Below are 10626 nucleotides of genomic sequence, written 5' to 3'. Positions count from 1 at the left end.
GTGGCCTTGCGATACGACGCCTCGTCAGCCAACTGGCCCTGAGTGTAACTCGGGCCGATGACCGAACCGTTGGTGGCGGAATTCTCCGCCTGCACCTCGACGTACGGCAGGCTCGCGCCGCTCCCACCGGTGGCGGTCGCTGCCGACGCCGACGGGGTGACCACAGCGAAAGCGCCGGCCGCAGCCAGCAAACCTGCGCTGACTGCGAAGACGATCGCTCGCCTCGGGGATCGGATGGACTGCAACACCTATTGCTCCTTTTCGGCACCGCAAGAGATTGATGGCTGGCCCGGTGGTGGTTCCCCTTGGTGGCCGGGACTAGGCGGTGGCCACGGTGAACTGCTCCCACGTCCCGATCGAGGTCCGGTTGGCGATCAGCGGGGACGTCCCGGTGTTGTCCGCGCAGACGTACTGGTTGTTGGCCAGGGCCTTGAAGCTGACGGTGCCGTTGGAGTTCTTGATCAGCTGGAAGCTTTCCCATGTGCCGACGCTCGTACGGTTGGCGATCAGCGGGGACGTCCCGGTGTTGTCCGCGCAGACGTACTGGTTGTTGGCATGGGCGAGCAGCGCGACGTTGCCGCTGCCCGCGTCGACGAGGGTGAACTGCTCCCAGGCGCCGACGCTCGTACGGTTGGCGATCAGCGGGGACGTCCCGGTGTTGTCCGCGCTGACGTACTGGTTGTTGGCCAGGGCCTTCAGCGAGATCACCGAGCCGACGCCGGGCGTGCTGCTGGAGAGCATCGGCTGGGTGGGACGGGTGGCGGTGAGGGCGATCTGCCCCTTGAGCATCTTCCCGCCGTCACCGGTGAGCCGCAGGTAGTAGTCCGAGGAACAGGCGGTGCCGTCCTCGTCGAGGGCCAGCATGCCGCCGTTGGACGGTGTCCAGGCCTGGGACTCGGCGGTTTTGGCGATCTGGTTGCCCTCGTTGTACTCGTCGTACATCGAGATGTAGATGCCCTGCACCCCGGCCCGCACCATGTTGTAGAACTGCCGCCACATGAAGTCGCCGTGCGCCCGCTGCCGCGCCGAGACGTCACCGGGCAGGACGCACGGCTGGTAGTCGATGCCGTGTGCGGCGCAGTCGGCGACGTCGGGCACGGTCGCCACGTTGTAGAAGTTGTCGGCGTCGCTGATGGTGCCGATCCGGCCGACCATCCACGGGGAGATCATGTTGAAGGCGTGGTACGTGTCCAGGAACCCGGCCTTGGAGTCGTTGTTGCCGGTGCGCCACCAGGTCGGCACGCCGCCGATCACGTAACACCCCTGGGCCTTGAACCAGTTGATCACGTCCAGGGCGGCGGCCGCAGTGGCCGGGTGGTTGTTGTCGTTGAAGCCGAAGCCCCATATGCAGACGACCGGCTTGCCGTTCTGCTTGGCGTACGCCGAAGAAGCCGTGTGCGCGGCCATCTTGTTGGTCCAGTCCGTCTTGATCTCGGACTGCATGTTCGTCCAGCCGGACACGTCGTACATGATGTAGAACTTCCGGCCGTACGCCTCCGCCGCGCTGCGCACCTTGGTGGCCATCGCATCCCGGGTCGGGCCCTCGCTGCCGGTGGGGTTGAACCGCTGCAGGGCCGCGGTGTCGATGTTGTTCTGCTGCATCCACAGGAAGTGCGTGTTCACCGTCTGCTGGTCGTACGACGAGAACAGCGTCGCCGGCTGGCCGTTGCCCAACGCGGCGAAACCGGTCTGGTAGGTCTTGGTGTACTCGCGCATGTCCGGCCAACACTTGATGCCGTTGTTCGACGGGGAGGGCGCCTGACCGGAGTTGGGGCTCCAGTGCCACCAGGCGTTGATCGGCGCACCGTCCCCGATGCAGGCGAACCAGCCCTGGTACCCGACCGTGATCTTCCCGACCACATCTCCCGGCGCACTCGCCGCATATGCGGTCGGCGCCAGACCGAGCGCGGCAAGCCCCACGGCCGCCGAACCGCCGACCGCCGTGGTCAGGAACGTACGACGTGACACACCCATGGTTGACTCCGATGTTCAACAGCTGAACTCGGCGTCCCTGACCGTAAGCGGGCGCAACGGCCCGCAACTCCATGCAAGATTTCCGCTGTATTTGCACTGGCTTGCGGTGGGGGAGGTGCGGGCCGGTCCCGGCGCACACCACGCTGAGCACTACTGCATCTGCGGTTTGAGGTCTGCGGGGATTCAACTGCTGAATCAAACATGCCGTCAAGAGGTCTGGACCAACAGGTTTCTTCGTCCTCGCCACCTAGGAATTTCCTGTGAAGCGCGGGCTGTTCGTGCGACCGTTTCCTAGTGAAAGGTCGGATGGCTGGCTTCACAGGTTCAATACATGGTGAAGATCTCGGTTCTTACTCCGGCTGCATAGAAGTACAATGCTTCGGATGAATATGCGACCTGTCTCCTTCGGACACCCTAACGCCGTCAAGCTCAACCGTCGCGTGCAGCTCGAGTACGCCGAGCGGTACGGGAACGGCGGCGGGGGCGACGTCACGCCCCTCGACCCGGCCATGTTCGAGCCGCCCCAGGGTCTGTACCTGATCGTTTACGACGACCAGGACACCCCGGTCGCCACCGGCGGCTGGCGCAGTCAGGACGAGAACGCCCAGGGGTACGCGGACGGCGACGCGGAGATCAAGCGCATGTACGTGATCCCGGAGGCGCGCGGCCGCGGCCTGTCCCGACGCGTGCTGGCGGCCCTGGAGGACGACGCCCGTGCCGCGGGCCGCACCCGAATGGTCCTGGAGACCGGCACCAACCTGCCGGAGGCCATCTCCCTCTACACCTCCAGCGGCTACGAGCCCTGCGCCAAATTCGGCCCCTACCGCTTCGATGAGCTCAGCCGCTGCTACGCCAAACCGCTGGACAGAGCGGTGAGTTGAGCTGGAGTCTCGATGGATGGGCCGCGTGTTGTACCTGCTGGGTGGGCTGGCGTGTTCGGCGATTGCCGTGGGGATGGCGTTCTTCCTGCCTCCGGCGGTGGGGTTGCTCTACCACGTGGTCCGCTGAGATCGCTCCTGCTCGGCCCGCTGGGCCGGCGCCGAGGGCCTCTACAACATCAGCAGCATCAATGACAACATGGTCAACTCGGCTCCGGCTGCTGCGGTCTTCACCGCGTGAGGCAGCGTGAGCACCCCATCCGAGGGCCAAGGAGGCCAAGGCATGACTGTCAGGCGAACACTCGCGGGGCTGGTGGCCGGGTTAGTCGCGGCCGCGGCCGTGCTGTTCGGCAGCGGGATACCGGCGGCGGCGGCAAGCGGCAAGCGGGTCGTGGTCTATTACCAGACGCAGTACTACAACGGTTCCTACGTCTCCCCGTTGGGCCTGACCGATCACAGCACCGGGGCCACCGACCTGCTGGTCGGCGCCTTTCACCTCAACGGCGACGGCTCGGTCCATCTGAACGACAACCCGCCCGGCGACGCGAAGTTCGGTCAGATGTGGACGGACATCGCCGCGATGCAGGCCAAGGGCGTGCACGCTATCGGGATGGTCGGCGGGGCCGCCGCGGGCAGCTTCCAGCGGCTGGACACCGACTTCGCCACGTACTACCCGCTCCTGAAGAACGTGGTGTCGACGTACCACCTCGACGGCCTGGACCTGGACGTCGAGGAGTCCATGTCCCTGGGCGGCGTGGAGCGGCTCATCGACCAGCTTCACACCGACTTCGGCTCCGGTTTCATTGTGACCCTCGCGCCGGTGGCCACCGCGCTGAGCGGCGGCGGTAACCTCTCCGGCTTCAGTTACGACCAGCTCTATCGCGACCGCGGCAGCTCCATCGGCTGGTTCAACGCCCAGTTCTACTGCGGCTGGGGCTCGCTGAGCTCCACCAACGGCTACGACGCGATCATCAACCACGGTGTCGTCCCCGCCGACAAGGTTGTCGCGGGCACCCTCACCAATCCGGCCAACTGCGGCAGCGGTTACGTCGATCCCAGCACTCTCGGCAACACCCTCGCCGCGCTCACCGCCAAGTACCCCTCCTTCGGCGGCGTGGCCGGCTGGGAGTACTTCAACTCCGAGCCCGGCGGCACCAGCGCGCCCTGGCAGTGGGCCGCCTCGGTGAGCGCCGCGATGAACGGCAGCGGCGGCGGCACCGGCCCCACCGACCTCGCCCTCGGCAAGAGCGTCACGGGCAGCGCCCCGTGCAACAGCAACGAGACCCCCGCCAAGGCTGTCAACGGCAGTGTCAGCGGCGGGAACAGCGACAAGTTCTGCTCCTTCGCCTCCCCGTCACAGCTCACCGTCGACCTCGGCGCCGCATACTCCCTCACCGGCCTGGAGATCGACCACGCCGGCGCGGGCAACGAGTCCGCCGCCTACAACACCAAGGCGTACACCGTGCAGGTCTCCACCGACGGAACCACCTGGACCACCGTCGCCCAAGCCGCCGCCAACACCGCCAACACCACCACCCACACCCTCACCAGCACGTCCGGCCGCTACGTCCGGCTGAACGTCACCACTCCCACCCAGAGCACCGACCCCGCCACCCGCATCTACGAGCTCAAGGTCTTCGGCTGACGAAAGGCGTCTCGAGGTCAGCCGTCGGCTGCTGCCGCGGCTCTGCTCTGGCGTAGGTGCTCCAGCATTGCCTCGTGGTGGTGTCGCACCGCCTCCACCGCAGCCTCGGTGTCACCGGCCTCGATGGCGGCGACAATGGGTTCGTGCAGGGCCATCTGCGCCTCGGCCTGGTCGGGGCGCAGCCACTCGGGGACCTCGTTGTTCTCGACCCAAGGGCGGTACTCGAAGGCGATGAGCGCGGTGTGCACGCTCTCGTAGATCGAGGTGAGGTAGGGGTTGCCCGCGAGGGAGACGATGGTGGAGTGGAAGATGGTGTCGGCGGCGATCCAGGAGGAGGTCTCTCCAATGCTGGTGCGCAGCCTTTCCAGCGCGGCACGCGCGAGCTGCGTGGCGTCCGCGCTGGCGGCGGACGCCGACTGCCGGACGCCGAGCGTCTCCAGCCAGAAGCGGAAGTCGGCCAGGCGCGCGATGCTGCCGGCCTCGAGTTCGAGCATCAGGTTGACCGACGCCCGCATGGTGATGTCCGGCTGGCGCAGGACGTACGCGCCCGATCCCCGGCGGATCTCCACCAGGCCCATGAGCGACAGGGTCCGTAGCGCCTGGCTCACCGTGGGGCGGCTGGCGCCGAACTGCTCGGCGAGGACGCGCTCGGAGGGCAGCCGGGTGCCCTCCTCCAGGTTGCGCTCGAGGATGAACGTCCGGATCTTCTCGGCCACCTCGTCGGAGAGCCGCTTGACGACCACCTTGTCCATGGCACTGATGTCGACCGGCAGGTTCCCGCCCGGGGTGCCGTTCCCGCCCATCTTCGCCACGTGTGTTTCCCTTGGTCTTGTGTGCGGGAGTGAAGCCGGTGGGGACTCCTCCTTGGTCCTTGATCCTACTGCGGGCCGAAGGCACGGGTGAGTGCCTGCCGGGCTTCTTCCACGGCCTGTTCGTACGACTGCTCCCGGGACCGGTAGAAGAGCGGCCGGCCGGTGGCGACAGCGGATCCCGCGGCGGTCACCGCCCCTGCCCAGTGCCGCACCCGGGCATCGAACCGTGTCCGGGGCACCACCTCGTCGATGATGCCGAGCCGCAGCGCCTGCTCGGTGGTGAAGGGCTCACCGGTCAGCGCGTTGGTGAGGGCCGCCTTCTCCGGCACCCGGCGGATCGCGGGGACCTGGGCCAGCGCCGGCCAGGCTCCGTGGGCCGCCTCGTTCGTGCCCAGCCGTGCGCCCTCGGCCACGACCACCACGTCGCAGGCGCACATCAGGCCGAATCCGCCGGCCAGCGCGTCGCCGTTGACCGCGGCCACCAGGGGGGTCGTGGAGCGCGGGAGGAAGGCGAAAAGCCGGGCGACGGCGTCGGCGAAGGGGGCGGCGCGGCCCGAAGCCCGCACCGCCGCGGCGTCGGCGCCCCCGCAGAACACCCATCCGGCCCCGGTCAGGACGATCGCGGCGACGTCCGCGCGGGCGTCGAGTTCGCTCACGCTCTCGTGGAGCCGGACCGCCATCTCCTCGTCGATGAGGTTGGCCGGTGGCCGGTTCAGTTCCAGCACGGCGGTACGTCCTTCGACGCGCACGGTGACCGGGGTGGAGTGCGTCTGCCCGGTCACTGTTGCGCACCTCCTCTGACGACGTCGTCGGTGACGTAGTCGAGGGCGAAGCGGTCCTCGCACAGATCGTCGAGCTGTGCGAGGAGGCGCTGGTGGGCGGGGTGGATCCAGTACTCCTCGGTCAGGGAGTCGGGCGAGGTCAGCCGGGCGAAGCAGCCGTGGGTGTATCCGTGCCGCAGCCCCGAGGCGTTGGTGTTCGCGCCCCAGCTGAGTTCGAGCAGGCACGGCAGGGTGCCGGCCATACCCGCGGCGAAGGCGGCCAGGGCCTTTTCCAGTTCGTCGGCGCGTTGCGGATGCGGTTTGAAGACGACGTAGTGTTCCAGCATGGTTGCGCTCCTCACCTGCAGTTTTCCCGCTCGTAATGGTCCCAGTCAGCCGGCCAGCGGTAGGAGTGCCGGCTCGGGGGCACCGGCGCCTGGGTCTCTATCCAGCGGACCCGGCCGCCGTCGGTGTTGAAGCACGCGTGCGTCTCGCCGACGCCGGCCCACGCGACATCCCCGGCCGCGAGTTTGTGGACTGTCCCGTCGAGTTCGAAGTCGGTGTCGCCCCGCAGGAAGAAGTAGGTCTCCTCGAAGGGGTGGTCGTGCACCTGAGCGGCGCCGTTGACCTCGTAGTCCACCATGAACATCGTGAGCATGCCGGCCCCCCGGTGCTCGTCCACGAGCATCTTCACCGAGATGCCGCTGTAGGCCATGACGGCGGTGTCCATGCCCGCGGAGGATCGGCCGCGCGGATCGGCCGCGGTCGCCCGGCTGACGTGGTCGGGCTCGGTGCCGTCGTAGTGGCCGACGAGCACGAGGGTGGGGTCGGAGAAGTCCGGCGGTACGGCCTTGTGCAGGAGCTGCGCCGGGTCCCGGGGGAAGAAGGTGTCCCGGCGTCCGGAGGCTTCCCGGAGTGCGATGGGGCTGTTGACGTCCATCCAGCGCGCTTGCGTGCCGCCGGCGTTGCGGAAGCCGTGCAGCGAGCCGATGGGGAAGAAGGCGAAGTCGCCGGGGACCAGGAGGTGGGCGCGGTCGTCGATCTGGACGGCCAACTCGCCGTCGAGGACGTAGATGGCCTCCTCGTAGGAGTGGACGTGCAGGTCCGTGCTGCCCCCCGGCTGCAGGCGTCCGACGCCGAGGTCGGTGTGGACGCTGCCGGTGTGCGGGCCGATGAGGGCCAGCCGTTCGAAGCCGTCGGAGTGGGCTGCGAAGGGCCAGGGGACCTCCGCCTTGCTCCAGTCCTGTCGGGTCACTGCGGGCACGGTCACTCCTCGTCGGTGCTGCCGCCGGCCGGGCGGCCGGAGGGTGAGGTGTACAGGTCGTCGATGCAGGCGAAGTCCCGTTCGGCCCAGCCGCGTTGGTCGCACAGCCGGTACTGCTGCAGGGCCCGTTCGGTGACGGGCAGTTCAGCGCCCGCCTGTTGGGCGGCGTCCAGCGCCAGGTCGAGGTCCTTCGTCATCAGGGCGAGGCTGGCGGCCGGCCTGTAGTCCTGAGCGATCAGGGCGGGTGTCTTGGCCGCGAAGAACGGCGAGCCGAGTGGCGTTCCGGCGACCACGTCGAGGAACTGCTGCCGGCTGATGCCCAGGCTCTCGGCGAGGGTCACCGCCTCGACCAGCGAAGCCATCCCGATGCCCACCAGGACGTTGACCGCGATCTTGATGGCACGGGCCTCGTCCTGCCCGCCGACCCAGACATGGTTGCGCCCCATGGCCTCCAGCAGCGGCGTGTACTGCTCGTACGCCTCCTTCGGACCGGAGCAGAAGAAGCTCACCTGCCTGGTGGCGGCGGCCTGGGCGCTGCCACTGACGGCGACACGCAGGTAGCGCACGCCCTCCCGGCTGAGTCGTTCGGCGCAGGCGGCCGAGTCTGTCGTGGAGATCGTGCTGAAGTCGAGCACGGTCTGCCCGCTACCGGCGTCGGCCGCGAGATGTTCGGCGGCGAGGATCGCGTCCAGGTCCGCCCTGCTGCGAACGCAGGTCAGTACTGCCTCGGCGCCCTGGATCGCCTCGGCGGCCGTGTCGACGACGTCGATCCGGCTGCCCGTGAGCCTCTCGGTGGCCGCGGGGTCGGGGTCGTAGCCGGTGACGGGGAACCCGGCCGCCGCCAGATTCGTGGCCAGCGGTCCGCCCAGCCGGCCGAGGCCCATGAAAGCGACCTTGGTCCCGCGAGGTGTTTCGTCCATGACACTCTCCCTGAGCTCGATGCGATGGGGGGCTTCGCCGTGCCGGCCCGGGTTGCCGGATTGATCACGACTCGCCGGCGCCGGCGTTCCTGGCTTGCTGTTCGTAGAGCGAGAGGAAGTCCTCGCTGCGCCATCCTGCGCCGATCGCCGCCTGGATGAGCTGGTGCACGGCCGCGCCGACCGGCATCGGCACCTCGAGGGAGCGTGCTTCGGCCAGGCCGAGGTCGAAGTCCTTGCGCAGCAGTTCGGTGCTGAAGGTGGGCGTCCAGTCGCGTGCGGCGAGGGCCGGTGTGCGGTTGCGCACCCAGTCGGAGCTGACCACGGTGCCGTTGAGGAATTCGAGGAAGGCCGCGCGGTCGGTGCCGCCCTTTTCGGCGAGCGTGGTGACCTCGACCAGAGCCTGCACCATCATTCCCAGGTACAGGTTGTGGCAGAGCTTGACCAGCCGGCTCTGATCGGCGTCGCCGGCCCGTACGACGGTCTTCGCGGCCATCGCCAGGTAGGGCTGCACCCGCTCCAGGGCGGTCGGCGGCCCCGAGGCGACGATGCAGCAGCCGCCTGCGGCGACCACATCGGGGTTGCCGCTGACCGGGGCGGCCACGAACTCGGCGCCCCGCCCGGCGACCGCACGGCGCACTCGCGCCGAGACTTCGCCGGAAACGGTCGAGCAGTCCACCAGGACGTCCGGCACCGACGGGCCGCTGAGCAGTCCTTCCGGGCCGAGGACGACCTCTTCCAGGTCGGCAGGGGTGCTGACCATCGTGAAGACGACGTCCAGTCCGCCCAGTTGGGCCTTGCTGTCCGCGACGGCCGCGCCCCGGGCGGCCAGTGGCACGGTCTTGGCGGTCGTACGGTTCCACACCGTCACCTGCTGCCCGGCATCCAGCAGGCGGCCCGCCAGGGCGGCTCCCATGCGGCCGGTGCCGAGCCAGCCAATGCGATCAGTCATACGTCAGTCCTCGGGTCAGGATCCGCTCGGCGCCGGGCCGCGGTCACCGGGCTTCGTGCCGAAGTCAAATCCGTTCCAGTAGCGGGTGCCGGCCACGTAGAGCTGGTCGGCGGGGAAGCGGGTGATAATGCGCGGCCCGTCGGCCGTGACGACCACCTCCTCCTCGATACGGGCGGCCGAGGAGCCGTCCTTTGTCGGCCAGTAGGTCTCCAGCGCGAAGACCATGCCCTCCTCGATCGGCACAGGGTGCTCCAGCGAGTGGTACCGGCTGATCAGCGGCTGCTCCCACACCGACAGGCCTACGCCGTGGCAGTACTGGAGGCCGAACGCCTCCTCCTCGCTGGCGTAGCCGAGGTCGGCCGCGCTGGGCAGGGCCCGGGCCACGTCGGCGCTCGATGCGCCGGGGCGCACGGCGGCGATCGCTTCGTCGATCGCCGCCCGGGCGCGCTTGTAGGCGTCCCGCTGCTGGGCGTTGGAGCTGCCGACGTTGAGGGTGCGGTAGTAGCAAGTGCGGTAGCCGTTGAAGGAGTGGATGATGTCGAAGTACGCGGTGTCGCCGGGCCGGGTCGCACGGTCGCTGAAGACGTGCGGGTGCGGGCTGCACCGCTCGCCCGAGATGGCGTTGACCGCCTCGACCTCCTCCGAGCCCCTTTCGTACAGCACGCGGTTGACCAGCGCCACGGCGTCGTTCTCGCGGGTTCCGACGGTCAGGAAGCGGTACAGCTCGTCGTAGGCGGCGTCCACCATGCCGGCCGAGTGGTCGAGCAGGGCGATCTCGTCGACCGTCTTGATCCGGCGGGCCTGTTGCATGAGTTCCTGGCCGTTGACGATGTGCAGGCCCTCGGCCTCCAGAGCGCGCAGGACGGGGATCTCCACGACGTCGATGCCGACGGGCTCGTCCGCCAGTCCGTGCTCGCGCAGCAGGTCGGCGATGCGCCTGGCGTTGCCCGCCTCGACACCGACGTCCTCGGGGATGGAACCTCGCCAACTGGACAGTCCGGCACGCCAGCTGTCCTCGGGCAGCCAGGTGGCGTGCGCCTTGTGCTGGCGCGCGGCGGAACCGATGTCCCACAGGATCGGGTCGTGGCCCCGCATGAGCAGCGCGCAGCGGAAGAGCTTGTCCCGCGCCCAGTTTCCGATGTGGGTGGCGGTGGTGTAGCGGATGTTGTTCATGTCGAACAGCAGCAGCGCGCCGAGGTCGGAAGTCTCCAGGGCGGCGTTCGCCCGGGCGAGGCGCTCGGTACGCAGGCGTTCGAAGTTGACCCTCTCCTCCCAGTCGACGCCGAGGACGGCGCCGGGGGAGGCGATGCTGTTGGCGGTCATGGCAGTGGCTTTCTGTGGGGTGTGGCCGCGGTGCCCGGCCGGACGGTGGGAGGTGATCGCCGTACGCCGGGCTGTCCGGGCGCCGGCGGCGGGCCGGGAG

At 68.7% G+C, this 10626-nt stretch carries 10 protein-coding genes and 1 pseudogene; 2 read left to right on the top strand and 9 right to left on the bottom strand.

The genetic code is table 11. The features are described 5' to 3' along the window. Nucleotides 1–248: pseudogene (locus EFK10_RS06575) on the bottom strand (discoidin domain-containing protein); the annotation flags it as partial. 70 nt (nt 249–318) lie between these two features. Next, the gene (locus EFK10_RS06570; RefSeq protein ID WP_127354802.1) at nt 319–1974 is read right to left on the bottom strand and encodes a lectin; all 1656 of its coding nucleotides are present in this window, start codon (nt 1972–1974) and stop codon (nt 319–321) included. 383 nt (nt 1975–2357) lie between these two features. Between EFK10_RS06570 and EFK10_RS06565 the strand changes: the two genes are divergently transcribed. Both EFK10_RS06565 and EFK10_RS06560 read left to right on the top strand, forming a co-directional pair. Next, on the top strand, nt 2358–2855 hold the full coding sequence (locus EFK10_RS06565; protein ID WP_127354801.1) for a GNAT family N-acetyltransferase: 498 nt from the start codon (nt 2358–2360) through the stop codon (nt 2853–2855). Between the two features lie 280 nt (nt 2856–3135). Further along, nucleotides 3136–4497, top strand: a complete 1362-nt coding sequence (locus EFK10_RS06560; RefSeq protein ID WP_127354800.1) for a discoidin domain-containing protein — start codon at nt 3136–3138, stop codon at nt 4495–4497. Nucleotides 4498–4514: 17 nt separating this feature from the next. On the opposite strand, the gene EFK10_RS06555 is transcribed toward EFK10_RS06560, so the two are convergent. The 7 genes from EFK10_RS06555 to EFK10_RS06525 form a co-directional block, all read right to left on the bottom strand. After that, nucleotides 4515–5300 (bottom strand): FadR/GntR family transcriptional regulator, encoded by a 786-nt coding sequence (locus tag EFK10_RS06555; RefSeq protein WP_240677033.1) that lies wholly within the window; start codon nt 5298–5300, stop codon nt 4515–4517. Between the two features lie 74 nt (nt 5301–5374). Then, the gene (locus EFK10_RS06550) at nt 5375–6091 is read right to left on the bottom strand and encodes an enoyl-CoA hydratase/isomerase family protein (protein WP_164835853.1); all 717 of its coding nucleotides are present in this window, start codon (nt 6089–6091) and stop codon (nt 5375–5377) included. Beyond that, nucleotides 6088–6417 carry a Dabb family protein gene (locus EFK10_RS06545; protein ID WP_127354798.1) on the bottom strand — a complete coding sequence of 110 codons (330 nt, stop codon included), beginning with the start codon at nt 6415–6417 and terminating at the stop codon, nt 6088–6090. Before EFK10_RS06545 ends, EFK10_RS06550 begins: the two co-directional genes overlap by 4 nt. A gap of 11 nt (nt 6418–6428) precedes the next feature. Continuing rightward, nucleotides 6429–7334, bottom strand: a complete 906-nt coding sequence (locus EFK10_RS06540) for a cupin domain-containing protein (RefSeq protein WP_164835852.1) — start codon at nt 7332–7334, stop codon at nt 6429–6431. 2 nt (nt 7335–7336) lie between these two features. Next, nucleotides 7337–8254 carry an NAD(P)-dependent oxidoreductase gene (locus EFK10_RS06535; RefSeq protein ID WP_127354796.1) on the bottom strand — a complete coding sequence of 306 codons (918 nt, stop codon included), beginning with the start codon at nt 8252–8254 and terminating at the stop codon, nt 7337–7339. Nucleotides 8255–8318: 64 nt separating this feature from the next. Beyond that, nucleotides 8319–9203, bottom strand: a complete 885-nt coding sequence (locus EFK10_RS06530; protein ID WP_127354795.1) for an NAD(P)-dependent oxidoreductase — start codon at nt 9201–9203, stop codon at nt 8319–8321. Nucleotides 9204–9218: 15 nt separating this feature from the next. Continuing rightward, a complete protein-coding gene (locus EFK10_RS06525; protein WP_127354794.1) occupies nt 9219–10526 on the bottom strand; it encodes a M24 family metallopeptidase in 1308 nt (435 codons plus the stop codon). Nucleotides 10527–10626 lie beyond the last annotated feature (100 nt).

Origin of the sequence: Streptomyces soli, assembly GCF_003999195.1 — a bacterium.
Lineage (GTDB): Bacteria > Actinomycetota > Actinomycetes > Streptomycetales > Streptomycetaceae > Actinacidiphila > Actinacidiphila soli.
The sequence above is the reverse complement of the archived record's forward strand: the minus strand, read 5'-3'. Positions and strand labels throughout refer to the sequence as shown.